Source organism: Polaribacter sp. M10, assembly GCF_054968445.1.
Map to the genome: position 1 here is coordinate 31,243 of NZ_JBSSBG010000021.1, position 18,842 is coordinate 50,084.

The 18,842-nt window shown below is 30.7% G+C and carries 10 protein-coding genes; 5 read left to right on the forward strand and 5 right to left on the reverse strand.

Annotation, left to right across the window (positions count from 1 at the left end; genetic code table 11):
• Positions 1–13: 13 nt before the first annotated feature.
• The 3 genes from ACWYN7_RS15105 to ACWYN7_RS15115 all read right to left on the reverse strand — a co-directional run bounded on the left by ACWYN7_RS15105 (position 14) and on the right by ACWYN7_RS15115 (position 7,195).
• A complete protein-coding gene (locus ACWYN7_RS15105; protein WP_462860803.1) occupies positions 14–2,344 on the reverse strand; it encodes a GH92 family glycosyl hydrolase in 2,331 nt (776 codons plus the stop codon).
• A 161-nt stretch (positions 2,345–2,505) separates the two neighbouring features.
• The gene (locus tag ACWYN7_RS15110; RefSeq protein WP_462860804.1) at positions 2,506–4,131 is read right to left on the reverse strand and encodes a RagB/SusD family nutrient uptake outer membrane protein; all 1,626 of its coding nucleotides are present in this window, start codon (positions 4,129–4,131) and stop codon (positions 2,506–2,508) included.
• 22 nt (positions 4,132–4,153) lie between these two features.
• The gene (locus tag ACWYN7_RS15115) at positions 4,154–7,195 is read right to left on the reverse strand and encodes a SusC/RagA family TonB-linked outer membrane protein (RefSeq protein ID WP_462860805.1); all 3,042 of its coding nucleotides are present in this window, start codon (positions 7,193–7,195) and stop codon (positions 4,154–4,156) included.
• A gap of 227 nt (positions 7,196–7,422) precedes the next feature.
• On the opposite strand from ACWYN7_RS15115, the gene ACWYN7_RS15120 reads away from it, so the two are divergent.
• Both ACWYN7_RS15120 and ACWYN7_RS15125 read left to right on the forward strand, forming a co-directional pair.
• Positions 7,423–8,301 carry an inositol oxygenase family protein gene (locus tag ACWYN7_RS15120; RefSeq protein ID WP_462860806.1) on the forward strand — a complete coding sequence of 293 codons (879 nt, stop codon included), beginning with the start codon at positions 7,423–7,425 and terminating at the stop codon, positions 8,299–8,301.
• Positions 8,302–8,324: 23 nt separating this feature from the next.
• Positions 8,325–9,896, forward strand: coding sequence for a solute:sodium symporter family transporter (locus tag ACWYN7_RS15125; protein WP_462860807.1), 1,572 nt, complete (start codon positions 8,325–8,327; stop codon positions 9,894–9,896).
• Between the two features lie 233 nt (positions 9,897–10,129).
• Here ACWYN7_RS15125 and rhaM read toward each other — a convergent pair whose 3' ends face one another.
• Complete coding sequence (gene rhaM, locus ACWYN7_RS15130; RefSeq protein WP_462860808.1) at positions 10,130–10,453, reverse strand: L-rhamnose mutarotase; 324 nt, start codon at positions 10,451–10,453, stop codon at positions 10,130–10,132.
• Positions 10,454–10,684: 231 nt separating this feature from the next.
• Complete coding sequence (locus tag ACWYN7_RS15135; RefSeq protein ID WP_462860809.1) at positions 10,685–13,090, reverse strand: glycoside hydrolase family 31 protein; 2,406 nt, start codon at positions 13,088–13,090, stop codon at positions 10,685–10,687.
• A 603-nt stretch (positions 13,091–13,693) separates the two neighbouring features.
• On the opposite strand from ACWYN7_RS15135, the gene ACWYN7_RS15140 reads away from it, so the two are divergent.
• The 3 genes from ACWYN7_RS15140 to ACWYN7_RS15150 all read left to right on the forward strand — a co-directional run bounded on the left by ACWYN7_RS15140 (position 13,694) and on the right by ACWYN7_RS15150 (position 18,731).
• Positions 13,694–14,836 carry an oligogalacturonate lyase family protein gene (locus tag ACWYN7_RS15140; protein WP_462860810.1) on the forward strand — a complete coding sequence of 381 codons (1,143 nt, stop codon included), beginning with the start codon at positions 13,694–13,696 and terminating at the stop codon, positions 14,834–14,836.
• 9 nt (positions 14,837–14,845) lie between these two features.
• A complete protein-coding gene (locus tag ACWYN7_RS15145; RefSeq protein ID WP_462860811.1) occupies positions 14,846–17,584 on the forward strand; it encodes a glycosyl hydrolase in 2,739 nt (912 codons plus the stop codon).
• Between the two features lie 115 nt (positions 17,585–17,699).
• Entirely contained in the window at positions 17,700–18,731 is a 1,032-nt protein-coding gene (locus ACWYN7_RS15150; protein WP_462860812.1) for a glycoside hydrolase family 88/105 protein, read from the forward strand.
• Positions 18,732–18,842: the final 111 nt, after the last annotated feature.

The window sequence follows — 18,842 nt, forward strand, 5'->3', positions numbered from 1 at the left end:
AATTTAAAACAACCTAATTAATATTAGTTTCTTTATTCATTTTTAAAACTAATGTACCTCCATTGATAATATCATTATGTTTAATGCTAAAATTATTAAGTTTCTTATTTTGAAATTCAATAGCGTTTACATAGATATTTTCTGAGGAATTATTTTCTGCTTGAATAATAAACTCTTTTCCTTGGGCATACTTTGGATGTAACTTAATTGTAATTTTTTTAAACAGAGGACTTCCAATTTGATATTCTGGATTTTCTTCGGTTCCACCGTTCATTTGAAACAATCCCATTTTCATTAAGACTGCTAAACTGCCCATTAAACCTTGATCTTCATCACCATTATACCCGGTTGAAGGAGATAAGCCAGAAAACACATTATCTACAACTTGTCTAGACCAATACTGGGTTAAATCTGGACGCCCAATTTTATTAAAAATATAGGCGGTTTGAATGGAAGGTTGATTACCATAGTTTATAGGAATTCTACTATATTCTGGATGCAACTCTGCAGCATGAGAAGTACCGGAAGTAAATTTTAATTTTGAAGCGGTTTTAAATTGTGTATTTAATTTTTGAACTGCTTTTTTATTTCCGCCCATTAAACTAGCTAAACCTTCAATATCTTGGGGCACAAACCAAGTAGATTGCGCACCATTAGATTCTGTAAATCCAGTTTCATATTGATAAGGATCGAAATCTTTTTTCCAATGGCCATTAATATCTTTTGGCGCCATCCAACCTAGTTTTGTATTAAAAACATTTTTATAGTTTTTAGAGCGCTTTAAAAAGTAGTTGTAATCTTCGGTTTTATTTAGCTTTTTAGCCAATTGAGCTAAGGTCCAATCTTGATAGGCATATTCGTTTGTTTGGCTTGTTCCATCCATATGAATACCAAATTCGCCGTCTTTATGAGCAATTGGAAAAGGAAACGGCACATAACCATTATTGATATAATATTTTAGACCACCACCAATATTTGTGTTATGCTCATAACCTGCTTTACCCATAATACCGTTTAACATATGATTCTTTTTTACGGCAGTATAAATGGTTTCTAAACTATCTTTTACAATATTTTTTTGAATGGCTGTAACTATAAAAGGAGTAGAAGTAGAACCTGTCATTACATAAGTATAATTACCTCCTGAAGGTCCGCGAGGTATTAAGCCTCCATCTTTATAATACTGCATTAAAGAATGTGTAAACTCTTCCATTATTTCTGGATAAACTAACCCCCAAAGTGTGTTTATAGTCCATTGTGCACCCCAAAAAGAATCGGAGTTATAATGGTTAAATTTTGGTTTTCCGTTTGCATCTAATGGTAATTGACCTATTTTAAAGGCTTCGCCAGTATTATCTGGGTAAGCGCCATTATAATCGCTAATTACACGCCTACCTTGTAATGCATGCCACAGATCTGTATAAAAGCGACTATGTTCTTTTTCTGTTCCGCCTTCTATTTTAATACGCCCTAGTAAGTCATTCCACTCTTTTTTAGAACTAGCTACTACTTTATCAAAATGCCAATTGGGTAATTCTTGATTTATATTATCATTGGCGTTTTCTATGGATGTATATGAAATTCCTACTTTCATCAATAAAGCAGTATCTACATCACTTAGATTTAATAGGTAATTTTTAGTAATTTTATCTTGTTCTATTGATGTTAGTGGAATGTTTAATTTTATTTTGAAGTAAACTGTAACTGGTTTCGGTCTGCGGTGGGTAGGTTGCATTACCAATTGCCCAGAAAGCTCTTTATCACTATCCTTTTTTAAGACACCTTGTGCGTTTTTACACGGCCCCAACAATGTGTTTAGATTAAAAAGTATAGCTTTTTGAATATTTTTTTTCGGATAGGTATACTTATGAAAACCTACTCGTTTTGTGCTTGTTAATTCTGTTGAAATAGCATAACGCTCTAATTCTGTATAATGATAACCAGGAAATGCTTGCTCTTTATTATGATTAAATTTTGAATAAAAATCTGTAAAAATATGCTTTTTATTTTCTGTATTTATGGTTACTGGCATAACTGATAAACCAGACATTTGCCAAGCATGAATATGGCTAAAACCTTTAATTGTATCTTTGGCGTATCTATAACCACTACCCCAAGCTCCATTTATTTCGGTATCTGGACTTAAATTCACCATTCCAAAAGGTCGGTTTGCAGAAGAAAAGAAAAACCATCTAGAGTTTTCTGTATCTAACATAGGGAATACCTTTTCTACAAGCTGTTTTTTTCGAATCGGGTCTTTTTTTTCGTCTTTACAAGAGGTTAAAAAAAGGGTTATTAATACTATCCCTACAATTTTTTTTAAATGAATTCTATATAATTCCATTCGTATATAAAGCTAAGATGATTTGGGGTTTGGATAATTAGTTTATATCCTTAATCTGTAGTATTAATTATTTTAAAGAAAAATATAAGCAGGCAATCTTACAAGCCTGCCTATATTTAAACAAACAATCAACTTCAAATTAACTAATTCTATATATTTTATTAATTATAATCTGGATTTTGTGTAATACTACCGCCTGTAATATCAATTTCTCTTTGTGGAATTGGTCTTAACAAATGTTTAGTTTTAAGCGCATTATTAAATGCTGCATGCGGATTATGCATTAAGGTTCTTTCTATTAATTTTCCAGTTCTTTTTAAATCCATCCATCTGTTAACCTCTCCTGCTAATTCTCTAGCTCTTTCATCAAGAATAAAATCTAGGTCTACATCTCCGGCTACAACAGGTGCTGTTAAACCAGCTCTAGATCTTAACGTTGTAAGATGTGCTGCAGCTGCTCCTGATTCAGATGCCTTAAAACGAGCTTCTGCTGCAATTAGATAAGCTTCACCAGACCTCATAATAACCATGTCTCTCTCTCCTTGAGAAGATTGATCTGGTTGTGTAAAAGGTACTGTTGGGTCTTCAAATTTTACAAATGGTGGGTAGTGTACTGGCGTAATTCCATCGCTGGTAAAATAAGTTCCTGGATTAATTACCGCATATGGTACTGCATCTATTTCTGCTTGAGTCCAGGCTGTTTTTGGTAACAATATTGCTAATTCTCCTGCTGATACTGCTTCTCCATTTTTACCTGTATAATCTTCAGTTGCATATATTTCTCTAGTAAATGTAGCCTCTGCTCTTTCATCAGCATCATCAAAAAGACTGTAAAAGAATGGCGTAGGCATTGGGTCTAAACCTTTTAAAGTTCTAGTTAAACCAGGGTAATCAAAAAATCTAAATTGGTACAACATGTGTCTAGAATTACCCCAACCTCTACTTACTGAATTAGTTCCAAATAAGTATGAAAAAACAACTTCAGAATTTCTTTGATTACCAATATCCACCAAACTAGCAAAAGAAGGCACTAAAGGATGATTTGCAATCACTGTTTCTGCTAATGTTGCTGCATCTGTAAAATCTGTACCAGAGCTAAAAGGCTTATAACCTCTTGTTAATAATACTTTAGACATTAAATGTCTTACTGCGTCCTTAGTTACGCGTCCGTATTCACTTGCAGTTGTTGGCACACCTACTAAAGCATCTTGAAGGTCTGAAACTATTTGTGTGTAAACAGCCTCTTCAGCAGCTCTTGTATAATCTATATCTGCACTTGAAACTTGATTAAGAACTAAAGGCACCTCTCCAAAGTTTTCTGTTAGATTAAAATAAGACATTGCTCTAAAAAACTTAGCTTCAGCTATACCTATTGTTTTTGTTTCAGCATCTAAACCTTGAATTAAATCTGCATTATCTATAACAATATTAGCGGCTGATATTATACCATATTGGTTAGACCAATATACTTGTACAACCCAATTTAAAGGATTAAAATTTACATAATCATTAATATCATTAACGCCAGCAATTGCAGAACCTCTGGTTACAATATCGGTTCCTAAGTCTTCTAACATGTAATACATATCTGGAGCATACCTTGTAGTTGCCTCTCTAGATCTTTCATAAACCGATGCTACTAACTGTTCGAAAGTTTCAGGTTTTTCAATTGCTGTCTCTATCGTTAAAGACGATCTATTTTCTTCATCTAAGAAACTTTCACAGCTCGTATGAACTACCCCTATAAAAAGGAGTATTAAAATTATTTTATAATTGATATTTTTCATTTTTATTAAATTTAATGATTGGTTAAAAGCTTAAATTAACACCTGTCATAAATGTACGTGACATATACGCTGCACCCCATTGGTTTCTTCCGGCATTTTCAGGATCCCATCCATCGTAATCTGTAATAATAAAAGGGTTTTGTACTGTAGTGTAGACTCTTAAATTACTAATTTTAAGCTTATCTAAAATTGTAGATGGCAACTTATAACCAAGTGTTATAAAACCAACTTTGGTAAATGATACATCTTTATATTGAATAGTATAACCGTAAGGACCTGCATTACCTGGTTGGTGATATGCATTGGTTGGGTTTTCTGGTGTCCAATATTCTGTATCATAACCATTAAATGTTCTTTGAGGCTGGCTACTCCACCCCCAAGCATAATTAGCATGGAAGTTACTTCTCATTTTAGCACCTTGGCTTGTACTTATAAAAACTGTGAAATCGAAGTTTTTATAATTTATAGTACTTGTAAGACCTCCTGTCCATTTTGGAGTTACTTGACCAATTACTTTTCTGTCAGCAGGTGTAATATCTCCACTATTGTCTAAATCTGTAACTTTTACTTGACCTGGTAACTGCCCATATGATGCAGCCTCAGCTTCTTCATCTAACTGCCAGATACCTGCAAACTCATAATCATAAATAGCACCAATTGGCTCTCCTACTCTATGGATAAGATTGGTTCCTCCTACATTAAAAAAGATATCTTGATCTCCATTTAATTTTATAAGTTCGTTCTTGTTAGACGCAAAATTAAAATTAGTTGTCCATTTAAAATCTCCTTTATTTATATTAACGGTATTTAAAGCAATCTCTACTCCTTTGTTTGTAGACTCTCCGATGTTTTCAAATATTCTAGAAAAACCAGTAACAGCAGGCAAGTCTTTACCAAAAATAATATCTGTATTTTTTCTGTTATACACATCAATAGACCCACTAATTCTGTTGTCTATAAAACCAAAATCAAAACCAACATTTATTTCTGTTGTTCTTTCCCAAGAAAGATCTTTATTAGCAATACCTGTTACATAAGCAGTAGACACAGAAGTGTCTCCTAAATTAGTAGCGCTAGCACCCAATAATGATTGAGAAGCTAAAGGCCCTAAACCTCCTCCTTGACCATTATTACCTGTTTGCCCGTAACTTAATCTTAATTTAGCATTAGAAAACGTTTGTTGATTTTGCATAAAATCTTCATCCATCATTTTCCAAGCAAACGCTGCAGATGGGAAAAACGCCCATTTATTATCTTCTGCTAATATAGAAGCACCATCGTAACGCCCTGTTACTGTAAACAGGTACTTATCCATTAATGTATAGTTTACTCTTCCTGTATAAGATTCTAAAGTTTGTTTAGAAAAACTACTAGAAACATTTCTAATATCTAGACCTGCACCAATATTATAAAATAAGAAATCATCTGTAGAAAAGTTTCTAACTTGATTATAATATCCTTCGCTACGTTCTAAAAATCTTGAAATTACAGCAGTAACATCTAGCGCATGATCTCCTTTATTATATTTGTAATTAAAAATATTATCCCAAGAATACGAGAAGTAATTATAATTATTTACTTGCGCTCTTCTATTTGCAGGGTTTCCACTAACACTTTTTGTGTATAATGATCGGTACTCACCATATCTTGTATATTTAATATTTGGAGAAAATTTAGAAGTAATTGTTAAGTTTTCAATAGGATTTAATTTTACAGCAATATCACCTATATATTGTAAAAATTTATTTTCTCTAATTTCTCCTCCTGCTTCAAATAAAGGGTTAGTAATTTGAGTTTCTTTATTTGTTGGAAAAAAACGTAAAGATCCATCTTCATTATAAGGGCGTCCTATTGGTTTTAATCTATAAGCACTTCTAAAACCTTCAAAACTACCTTGATTTTGAATTGCTGTTGTAATATAATTACTCACACTTACATTTAGCCAATCATTAAGATCGCTATTTAAACTTCCTCTAATATTATATCTCGTATAATCTTCACCTTCAGCATTTCCTTCATCTAAAGTATATGCTAAACCAGCAGAATAAGTTGTTGATTCATTACCTCCACTTAATCCTATAGTATGATTTGTTTGAAAACCATTTTTAAGCATAAGATCTACCCAATCTGTATCTACACCATCAGCAATATTTTGCAGCTCTTCAGCATCAAAGATTCCATCTGTTAAATCTACATCACTTGCTCTATAATTGGTGTTACCTGCCGCAAATTGACCACCTACTGCAGCATCGGTTACTAATTGTATATAACCTTCTGTATTAAATATTGGAGGCAAGTGATATGCTTGTTTAAAACCAACGTAATTACTATAATCTACCTTTAATTTTCCGCTTTTACCTCGTTTTGTTTCTATTAAAACAACACCATTACTTCCTCTAGAACCATATACAGCAGTAGCAGAAGCATCTTTAAGGATGTTCATATTACTAATATCTGCAGGATTTAAAAAAGAAATATCATCTACAAAAATTCCGTCTACAATAAATAATGGATTTTGCCCAGGGTTAAAACCTCCACTATCATTAGTATTAATTGTACTTGCACCACGAATACGAATATTAAAACCACCAGAACCAGGCTTATTATCTGTACGCTGAATTACAACACCAGGTGCTTGACCTTGAAGTGCAGATACAGCATCAACTTTATTAGCTCGTTGTATATCTTTAGAACTAACCTGAGCCACAGATCCTGTTAAATCGCTTTTCTTTACAGACCCGTATCCAATAATAACAACCTCATCTAATAATGCTGCATCTTCTTCTAGAGTAACATTTAAAGTTTTACCTCCTTTATATGTTACCTCTAAAGTTTTATAACCCATGTATGAAAACATAAGTATATCTCCTTGCTTAGCCTTAATCTTGTAATTTCCATCAAAATCTGTAGAACTACCTACAGTAGTTCCTTTTACCAAAATGTTTACACCTGGTAAAGGATTGTCTGAAGCATCTTTTACAATACCAGAGATATTGTCTTGTGCCCAAGACATCGACGAAAAACATAGCGACATGGCTAATAATAAAAGTTTAAGTTTTTTCATTCTAATTTGTTTAGTTAAAAATTTAGTTATAATCTTTTGTTAAAATTAAGGGTATTAAGATATTTAGTTATGGATATTTTATTCAAAAGCATGGAATTTTATTAAAAAAATAAAAAAACACATAATTTATCATTCAATCCATATTTTTGAATTTATAATCCATGTAATTCTAAAGGATGAGTTCTATTTTTGATAGTACTAGACTATTAACATTTAAAACTTAAATCATGGAAAAACTGACTAATAATAAGACTTCTAACCCAATGGATAATATTGACGATTGGGAAGAAAATTTAAAGCATCGTTATCCAAACCCAGAAACTCCAATTAAAGAAAAAGAAGAGTTTAGGAACTATGTAGATTCTGAAAGATTAGAAACTGTAAGAGAATTTTATAGAATAAACCATGAATTTCAGACCTACGATTTTGTTTGTAAAAAGGAAAAAGAGTTTTTAAAGTTTGATAAAAAAGAATTGTCTTTATGGGAAGCTATTGATTTTTTAAACACTTTAGTAGATGATAGCGACCCAGATATCGATTTAGATCAGTTTCAACACTTATTGCAAACATCTGAAGCAATTAGAGCAGATGGGCATCCAGATTGGTTTGTTTTAACGGGGTTTATTCATGATATGGGTAAGGTTTTATGCTTGTTTGGCGAACCACAATGGGCAGTTGTTGGAGATACTTTTCCTGTGGGATGTAAGTTTTCGGATAAAATAGTATATCCGGAGTTTTTTGCAGCAAATCCAGATTCTAACAACAAAAAATACAATACAAAATACGGAGTTTATTCTCCTAATTGTGGTCTTGACAATGTAAAAATGAGTTGGGGTCATGATGAGTATTTGTATCAAATAATGAAAGATTATTTACCAGAACCTGCATTATATATTATTCGTTACCATTCTTTTTATGCTCAGCACAGAGAAGAAGCGTATTTGCATTTAATGAATGAAAAAGATATTGAAATGTTTGAATGGGTAAAGAAATTTAATCCGTATGATTTGTATACTAAAGCTCCTGTAAAACCAGATGCAGATGCTTTAAGACCTTATTACGAAGCGTTAGTTAAAAAATATTTACCAAATAAATTACACTTTTAATAAAAACAAAACCAACCTTTACAATGTTATTTACTTATATAGGCTTTTTCGGATTTACTTTATTCGTTATTCTTTACACAACTTATAAACTTCGAAAAGACAAGTTTACAACTACTAAAGGTTATTTTTTAGCAGGCAAAAGTTTAACAGGGCCAGTTATTGCTGGTTCAATGATACTAACCAACATTTCTACCGAACATTTAATTGGTATGAATGGTAGTTCTTATAAAAACGGAATTATTATAATAGCTTGGGAAGTTACATCAGCAATAGCATTAGTTATTGCTGCTATTTTCTTTATCCCTAAATTTATAAAGATGGGGTTAACAACAATTCCAGAGTTTTTAGAAAAACGTTTTGACGGTACTATAAGATCTTTGGTAGCATTTTTATTAATGTCTTCATTTGTGGTTACCTTGTTGCCTATTGTATTGTATTCTGGGGCTATTAATATTGAAAGTGTTTTCGATTTTTCTTTGATGTTTAACATATCTAAAGAACAATCTTCAATTTATACGGTTTTAGTTATAGGAATTATTGGATCGCTTTACGCAATTTTTGGAGGATTAAAAGCTGTTGCGTATTCAGATTCTTTAAACGGACTGGGTTTAATGATAGGTGGTTTATTAATACCAATTATTGCACTTTATCAAATAGGAGAAGGAGATATGTTTAGCGGTTTAACAACGGTTTACAATTTTGCACCCGAAAAATTTGATATTATTGGAAAACCAGACTCTGTATTACCATTTTCTGTATTATTTACAGGCTTAATGATAAATCAGTTGTATTTCTGGGGAATGAACCAAACAATTATACAAAGAGCATTTGGTGCTAAAAATTTGGTAGAAGCACAGAAAGGTTTAATTTATACCGGAGTTTTAAAGTTATTTGTACCTGCAATTATTGTGTTACCAGGGCTTATAGCTTATTATTATTTTCAAGACCAATATTATAAAACACCAGATTTAATTTATCCGCTTTTAGTTAAAAAAGTATTACCAACCTATTTGTATGGCTTTTTTGCGGCAGTTATTTTAGGTGCTGTATTAAGTACATTTAATAGCGTGTTAAATTCTGCAAGTACAATTTTCTGTCTAGACATCTATAAAAAAATAATTGATAAAAATGCTTCGGATTCTAAATTGGTTAAATATGGTAAAATTTCTTCTGTTGTTTTAGCTCTAATTTCTATTGCTGTTGCACCCATGGTTGCTTATGCTTCTGATGGTCTATACCAATTATTACAACAATTAAATGGTATATTTTTTATACCAATTTCATCTATAATTATTGCGGGTATATTTTTTAAACAAATAAACACTTTAGGTGCTAAAGTGGGCCTTTTCTTTGGTTTTGTATTCTATATTTTATCAACATTTATATTGAATCTAGACATACATTTTGTTCATTTATGGGGAATAGAATTTGTTCTAAATTTTATAATAATGTTTTTAGTATCTCACTTTTATCCATCAAAAGAACAAATAACATACAAGGAAGAAAGTACAGAAGAAAAATCTTGGTCTTATGTAAAACCAGCAGGTTATATTTTAATTTTCTTAACCGTTTTAATTTACATTTTGCTTTCTTAACAATATATTATACCAATTATGTATTAAACATAAAGCGTTACTAATTTTTAAAAATGTAGTTAAAAGCAAGATAAATCAACGTTTTATCTTCTATAAATTTATTTATCAAAACCAACTTAAATTCTCAGTTATCTAACCCTTTAACAAGTAATCTACTCTTATTATAAAAGTTTACATGCAAAACCTAGATTAAAATTGTCTTTATAAAGCTTAAATACTTGAATACGTTAATTTTATTCTAAATGAAAAACTTCTTTTAAAGTATTTGTTTTTGGCGAATTATCTTTATTCGTTTCCATAATATCTGACATATATTTCCACCAATTTTGTATTAAAGGATGATTTGGTAAAAGTTGATGATTAAAATTTTTTGCTAACTTTTGAACAGCAAATAAAGTTAAGGTTTCTTCGTCTAGAAAAATAGTATAATCTTGTATACCAGATTCTGAAAGCAACTTACTTAATTCTGGCCAAATTTCATCATGTCTTTTCTTATATTCTGCTGTAAACCCTGGTTTTAACTGCATCTTAAATGCGTTTCTAGTAAAATTAATCATAATATATATTTTTCGTTTTTACCTACATAGTTTCTTATACGCCTATGTTTGGTGTGTTTGTTTCAGAACCTTTTTAACCAACAGTATTACAAAAAACTGCAATAATTACTACGATATTAGATTTTTTACTAAAATACTTCTTCTCTTTTTTTATTTACCAGGACATGTAGCATAAAAGTAAATTAATTAAAAAGAGGTAATTTTTTACTACTTTTAATAATTTATAAAAATTTACTTTTTAATATTTATGATGATGTTTTTTCTATTTGATTCCTTTGGAGAAACAATCAGTATTCCATCTTTATAAATATTTGTGATATTAATTTTTTGATTATTAATTGTTACTGAAGTTGGTTTTTTTGTAAGGTGAAATTTTACAACGTAATTTATTTTATTTCCATTAAATTCTCCTTTTGTTTTATTAATCTTAAAATTAATTTCTGAAATAGAAACTTCAGATTTTACAAAAGTTGTATTGTAATTTCCTTGTTTATATTTTAGCGTTTTACCATCATCATTATAAATAGTAAACGTGTTAGATGCGTTTGCATAAACATCTAAAGTTAACTTGTTAATTTCTTTTTCGCCTACATATTGGATTGGTTCTTGTGTTGGAATAATGGCTCCTTGTTTTATAAAAATGGGTAATTTGTTTAAAGGACAAAGAATGTTATAATATTTTTTACCTGTATATGTTTTTTCGGTCCAATAATCGGTCCATATTCCTTCTGGTAAATAAACAACTCTAGTTTTTGCGCCTTTTTCTGTAACCGGACAAATCATTAAACTTTTGCCAAGCAAATATTGGTCTGTTATTTGATATACGTTTTCATCGTTTTGATAATTTAAAACTAATGCACGCATTAACGGTGTTCCTGTGGTATGGTTTTGATAAGAATGACTGTATAAATATGGAATTAAGCTGTAACGTAAATCATCGTATTTTTTAAATATTTGAACTGCTTCTTCGCCATAATTCCAAGGTTCTTTATAATTCGGGTGTTCCATTCCAAATAAATGTGCAATAGGGCTCATTAAACCAAACTGCGTCCATCTAATATACAATTCTGGGTCTGCAACGTGCTCAAAACCACCCATGCAGTGTGCCCAATTACTAACACCAGAAAGTCCTATGTTTAACCCAGCTTTTATTACAGGCTCAAAATATTGCCATTCACTTGGCCAATCGCCTGCAAAAATAAAAGGATAACGTTGTATGCCTGCAAAACCCTCTCTAGTATTATTCATTCCTCTAATTCCGTTAAATTCTTCAAATTTTTCATATGCTGCTTTTGCATAGGCTAAAGGAAATACATTGTGTAAAGATTTAATTTCTTTACCTTTTGGTCCTGTCTTATTACTTTCATTTGCTTTTCTACCAAAGGCACTACCTTCATCTGTTTTAAGAAACATAGCACCTTGATTTGCAATACGTTTTACTCCATTTTCAAACCACCAATCTACAGCTTTACTATCAAAGAAATTTACAAATTCCCCTGGGTTATCATCCTCAGGATATACAAATCCTTTTGCTTGTGCTTCATCTAGCAAACGTAGGTTTTTACCATTATCAAAACGTGGTCTTAAATGTACCCCCACCATATTTATATTTAAAGCATATAAATCTTTAAACATTTTTTCAGGGTTTATAAACGTTTCTCTCCATTCAAAAGAAGTTGCACCTTTACCACCATTTTCTCCAAAAATTCGCCATGTAGAATCTAGATGTAATACATCTAAAGGAATTTGTAAATCTCTAAACTTTTTAGCTAGGTTAACCACATAATCTGTTGATGTTTTCTCTTCATGACCCCATGTTCCACCACTGTAAGTTCCAACTTGTAAACCAAGTGCATACTTTGGCAGTAAAGGAGATTTACCAGTTATAGAGGTATAACTATCTAAAATTTTTGTGAAATTTGGACCATATATAAAGTAATAATCTAACTCGCCACCTTCTGCAGAAAAGCTATACATTTTTAAATCGCTGTAACCCATATCCCAAGTTGATGGGTTAGAATTATGCAAAAATACACCATATCCTTTTGTACTCATAAAAAACGGCACCGGACAATAATTTGCTTCTAAAACATTATAGGCTCCAACTATATGTGGTAAACCTATACCTCTGCCAACATCCAGTTTTACTTGTTTTCCTCTTCTATCTAAAAAATCCATGCGCTCACCAAATCCAAAAAAATGTTCATCGGGTTGTAAAACTTTATTTACCTCTACAGCACCATTATCTGTAAAATATGCTTTATTTGTATCTGAAGATAACAAAACACCTTCCTTATCATAAAACTGTATTGCAAAAGGTTTTTTTTGAATTTTTACATCTAAACTTGCTGTACTGATATTTAAAACTCTTTTTTTGTTTTCTAATATAAATGACACTTTATTCCATTTATAATTTGTTACCATCCAAGGTTCGTTCGCTTCAAACTTGCCATTCCACACAGTTCTTACTCTTACCACTGATGGAGTACAAAATTCAATTTTAACTATAGATTTTTCAGTCTTTAAAGTAATCGTATTTTCTTTTTGCGAAATTACCCTTTCATAGTTACCTGTATATGTTTGGGCCAACATTATATTAGATATTAAAACACCCATAATTAACAAGTTATATTTCATAAATATAATTCTATATTTCAGTAAAAACTCAAATATATTATTCCTAACTAATTTTAGTATCCTGCGCTATGCTGAATAAAACTTTATGATTTAAGGTTTGATAGTGCTTAAACACCTTGTTCAATTAATAAATAATAATACTATTTAATATTTAATCAAAGGTCTTATACTAAAGTACAAACATTTAATTTTTAAGGCTTCTATCATTTATTTTTACAGGTATTTTGTTGAAATTTAGAATTTTACTTTTTAAACATTAATCAACATAAATGCTTAAACTGATAAAACCATTTCATTGTTAATTTTTAGGGTCTTATCCTAGTAAATTCAACTTAATAATAATCTAAATCAAGCTCAAACCAAGTAACTTATTGATATGTAAAACTTATTAATAAACATACATGACAGGTAAGTGCAGGATGCCTACAGTAAAGAAAATCGTCATTTTTGAGTAATCGATTATTCTAAAATTTATATCCGTTTTACTAGTAAAAAAATTGTTTTAATAACATTTCAGAAAGTTTTATGCTAAAAAATAAACTATTTTTTATTTTTATCATTTTAATAAGTTACCCTTGTAGGTCTCAAAGTAGCATTCCAAAAATGGAAACAAGTAAAAAGAGTTCTCTTAAAAAAGTTTGGATTGACCTTTCAACAGGGTATAAAGTTGAAAAATTAGTTAACTTAAAAGGAAGTAATAAAAGTTTTTATTTTCATAACAATCCGTTTATTAAATCAAAAGATGGTAAAAGTTATTTAATGATTTTTTGTAATAGGAAAAAAGGTAAAGATTATCAATATTATACTATAGATTTAACTAGCAAAAAAACTCAACAAATAACCTTTACAAAAGGAGCTAAACGTGGCGAGATTTTGGGTACAAAAACCAGAAAAATTTATTATACAGTAAAAGACAGTGTTTTTTCTACTCATATTGATACTCATAAAACTGAATTTATTTATACTTTTAAAGATGATGTTATTGGATCTATTTCTACAATCAACGCAGATGAAACACTTTTAGCAGGTGCTTTAATAACTAAAAAAGAAAATGATATTTTAAAGAAGAACCCAAAGAAAACTGGTTACTTTGATAAAATATACGAGGCTAAATTAAAAAGGAGTTTAATAACAATAAATATAGGAACAAAAGAGTTATCAAATATCTACTCTGAAAATGCGTGGTTAAATCACATACAATTTTCTACAACAGATTCTAAAAACTTAATGTACTGTCACGAAGGTCCTTGGCATAAAGTAGATCGTATTTGGAATATTAATATCGATTCTAAAAAAAATAAAATTATACACAAAAGAAGCATCGATTGGGAGATAGCCGGACATGAATTTTTTAGTCCTGATGGTAAAACTATATGGTATGATTTACAAATACCAAGAGGTGTTTCTTTCTATTTAGCAGGAAAAAATTTAAAATCTGAAACAATAACACGCTACAAGTTAAAAAGAAATGAATGGTCTATTCACTACAATATATCACCAGACGGAAAATCATTTGCTGGTGATGGAGGGGATTCAAGACAAGTAGCCAAAGCTAAAGACGGGATGTGGATTTATCATTTTACGCCTAGTGGAGATCAACTAAAATCAACCAAATTAGTAAACATGAAAAATCATGATTACGATTTAGAACCAAATGTACATTTTTCTCCAGACGGAAATCAGATCATATTTAGAGCAAATTTTGAAGGTAACTCTCAAATTTATGCTGTAGATATTAAAAAATAAGAAAACAAAATGCAAAAAAGGATACTTATAGCATTCCTATTTTTAGGGTTATTGAGCCAAAATTGTTCAAAACCAAAAGATATTGAACACTTAAGTGAGAATAAAACTGCTTTATTAAAATCTCAAAAAAAACCATGGACTCGTTGGTGGTGGATGGGAAGTTCTGTAGATTCTATGAATATAAAACAGAATCTAATAGCATTAAAAAACGTCGGTATTGGAGGTGTTGAAATTGCACCTATTTATGGCGTTAAAGGAGAAGAAGCTAATTTTATTGATTATTTATCTCCTAAATGGATGGCTATGTTAAGTTACACCACTAAAGTAGCAGATAGCTTAGAAATGGGTGTAGATTTAACGCTAGGTACTGGTTGGCCTTATGGTGGTCCGCAAATAACTACTCAATTTGCAGCTACTAAATTAATAACTCAAAAATATACCGTTAAAAAAGGACAAACTTCTAAAATTGATATTGTTGTAGATAACCCTAAAGATATAGAAACAGCAACTTTAAATTGTGTTTTAGCTTACGGAAAAAACGGTTCATATAAAGACTTAACTAAAACCGTAGAAAAGAATAGCTTTACATTTACTGCAAACGATTCAGAATATACTATTTATACTGTTTTTACAGGTAAAACAAGACAGCAAGTAAAACGTGCTGCTCCTGGAGGAAAAGGACTAACAGTAGATCATTATTCTAAAAAAGCACTAAATGTTTATTTAAAACCTTTTAATAAAGCATTTAAAAATTTTGATGGTAAAATTAGATCTGTGTTTAATGATAGCTACGAGGTTTATCAAACAAATTTTACACCAGACTTTTTTAATGCTTTTAAAACATTGAGAGGTTACGATTTAAAACCTTATTTACCTTTAGCACTTAGCGAAAAAGAAACTGAAGAAAACTTTAGAGTAAAAAGTGATTACAGAGAAACCTTATCGGATTTATTGCTTAAAGATTTTGATAAACCCTGGACAGCTTGGGCGCATAAAAATAATTTTAAATCTAGATTACAAGCACACGGATCGCCAGGTAATTTAATAGATCTTTATGCTTCTGCGGATATCCCTGAATGCGAAACATTTGGCTCTATGCCTTACGAAATTGCTGGTTTAAGGCGCGAAAAAGAAGATATTAGAGAAGGTGATGCAGACCCAGTAATGCTTAAATTTTCATCTTCAGCAGCTCATATTGCTGGTAAGCCTCTAACGTCTTCTGAAACGTTTACATGGCTTAGAGATCATTTTAAAACAGCACTATCGCAAACAAAACCAGAGGTTGAAGATTTATTTTTAAATGGTATAAATCATATCTTTTTACACGGCACAACGTATTCTCCTAAACGTGCTGTATGGCCTGGTTGGAAATTTTATGCTTCGGTTAATTTTAATCCAAACTTATCTATTGGAGAAGATGAAAATCAGCTTTTTTCATACATAGAAAATTGCCAAAACATACTACAATCTGGAAAACCAGATAATGATATTTTATTGTACTGGCCAATTTATGATGTTTGGAATTCGCATCTAAAAGGTAGTTTGTTTTTTCAATTTAAAATACATTCTTTAGAAGAGTGGTTAACTAACCAACCTTTCTACAATACCACAAAAAACTTACTATCAAAAGGTTATACGCTCGATTTTATTTCAGACAGATTTATTGAAAAAGCGAGCTATAATAATGGTAACATTATTCTTCCAGGAGGAACTTACAAATCTCTTGTAATTCCAACTTGTAAATATATGCCTTTAACTACTTTAAAAAAATTACTAGTTTTAAAAGAAGCTGGTGCCAATATTATTTTTGAAGAACTTCCTAAATCAGTACCTGGTTTTAAAAATTACAAACAAAAAAATATTGAGTTAGAGCAATTGTTAGCTTCAAATAAAGATAAGTTACACACTTCAAAAGATATTTATAAAGATTTAAATACAGCAAACGTAATCCCTGAAAAATTAGTAGAAACTGGTTTAAAATTCATCAAAAGAATTAAAGGTGAAAACAAAATATATTATCTTGTAAACCATACTTCAAAATACATAGACCAATATATCCCAGTAAATATCAATAGCCAAAACATAAATATTTATAATCCAAACACAAATACATATGGCAAGGCTGAAACATATAATAATGATATTAATACTTATGTTAGGGTACAAATAAAATCTGGAGAAAGTCTGTTTCTAACTACAGAAAATAAAGAGAAATATTACAATTGGAACTATTATAAAATGGCCGGTAATGGTTATAGCTTAGATGGTACTTGGAAAATTGAATTTCTAAAAGGCGGCCCTAAGTTACCTGAACCTACAGTCATAAATCAATTAGAATCTTGGACAAATTTAAGTAAAGATGCTGAGCATTTTTCAGGAACTGCCAAATATGAATTAACATTTAAGAATCCTGAAGTTAATATTAAAACATGGTTACTTCAACTAGGTGATGTTAGAGAAAGTGCTAAAATTTGGTTAAACGGAAATTATATTGGCGGCTTATGGTCTAATCCTTTTGATATATATATTAAACAACTAAATGATGGTATTAATACACTAACTATAGAAATTACCAACTTATCTGCTAACCGAATTAGAGCAAAAGAACTAAGAGGTGAAGAGTGGAAAAATTTCTATGAAATAAATATGGTAGACAAAGATTACAAAACATTTAATGCTACCAAATGGAACCCTATGCCTTCTGGCATTTTAGGTCCTGTAAAACTAATCCCTTTACAAAAAGACTAACTTTAAATATAAATTTTATAAAATGAAAAAAATTGCCCTTATTTTTTACCTAACTATACTCTGCTATAACCCCTCTTTTTCTCAAATTTCGGATAAAAAAAATATTTTAAAAAATATGCAACTCGCCAATGACTATTTTATGAACAAATGGCAAGATGTAGGCAAAACAATTGTTACAAATAAAGAAAGACCAAGTAATATTTGGACTCGAAGTGTATATTATGAAGGGTTAATGGCACTTTATGAAATATACCCAAAAGAAGCTTATTATAATTATGCTTATGATTGGGCAGAATTTCATGATTGGGGCTTTAGATATGGTAATGCTAATAGAAATGCAGATGATTATTGTGCTGCACAAACATATATAGATTTGTACAATTTAGAACCCAATCCAGAAAAGCTTAAAAATACAAAATCGTGTATTAATATGTTATTAAATACACCTCAATTAGACGATTGGTCTTGGATTGATGCTTTACAAATGGGAATGCCTGTTTTTGCTAAATTAGGTGTCTTAGAAAACGATAATCGCTACTACGAAAAAATGTACGAAATGTACATGTATACCAGAAATAAACATGGAGATAATGGTTTGTATAATCCAAAAGACGGTCTTTGGTGGCGTGATGCAGATTTTGATCCACCATATACAGAACCAAATGGAGAAGATGCTTATTGGAGTAGAGGAAATGGCTGGGTAATTGCTGCATTGGCAAAAGTTTTATCTATTATGCCAGAAAATGCACCACATAGAGAGCAATATATAAAAGATTTAAAAGCAATGTCTAAAGCTTTAGTTCCTATTCAAAGAAAAGACGGATTTTGGAATGTAAGTTTGCACGATTCCAACCACTTTGGAGGTAAAGAAACATCTGGTACTGCCCTATTTGTTTATGGTATGGCTTATGGTGTAAACAATGGTATTTTAGATCGTACTAAATATTTACCAATAATTGAGAAAGCTTGGAATGCCATGGTTACCGAAAGTTTACATCCAAATGGTTTTTTAGGTTATTTACAATCTACTGGAAAAGAACCTAAAGACGGGCAACCTCTATCTTATAACAAAGTACCAGATTTTGAAGATTATGGCTTAGGTTGTTTTCTATTAGCGGGTGCAGAGGTTTATAGAATTGTAAAGTAAAAAAACTATCTATAGTTCATCTATATTTTAGCAATACGATATCTAATAGCAACTTAGACATTTATATGTGCATAGCAGGTAACACTCATGTAATATACTATTAATAAAAGT

Bases quoted from the DNA above. Each gene is read 5' to 3' on its own strand.
- ACWYN7_RS15110 (WP_462860804.1), bottom strand. From the start codon at position 4,131: ATGAAAAATATCAATTATAAAATAATTTTAATACTCCTTTTTATAGGG.
- ACWYN7_RS15105 (WP_462860803.1), bottom strand. From the start codon at position 2,344: ATGGAATTATATAGAATTCATTTAAAAAAAATTGTAGGGATAGTATTA.
- ACWYN7_RS15125 (WP_462860807.1), top strand. From the start codon at position 8,325: ATGTTATTTACTTATATAGGCTTTTTCGGATTTACTTTATTCGTTATT.
- ACWYN7_RS15140 (WP_462860810.1), top strand. From the start codon at position 13,694: ATGGAAACAAGTAAAAAGAGTTCTCTTAAAAAAGTTTGGATTGACCTT.
- ACWYN7_RS15145 (WP_462860811.1), top strand. From the start codon at position 14,846: ATGCAAAAAAGGATACTTATAGCATTCCTATTTTTAGGGTTATTGAGC.
- ACWYN7_RS15115 (WP_462860805.1), bottom strand. From the start codon at position 7,195: ATGAAAAAACTTAAACTTTTATTATTAGCCATGTCGCTATGTTTTTCG.
- ACWYN7_RS15150 (WP_462860812.1), top strand. From the start codon at position 17,700: ATGCAACTCGCCAATGACTATTTTATGAACAAATGGCAAGATGTAGGC.
- ACWYN7_RS15120 (WP_462860806.1), top strand. From the start codon at position 7,423: ATGGAAAAACTGACTAATAATAAGACTTCTAACCCAATGGATAATATT.
- ACWYN7_RS15135 (WP_462860809.1), bottom strand. From the start codon at position 13,090: ATGAAATATAACTTGTTAATTATGGGTGTTTTAATATCTAATATAATG.
- rhaM (WP_462860808.1), bottom strand. From the start codon at position 10,453: ATGATTAATTTTACTAGAAACGCATTTAAGATGCAGTTAAAACCAGGG.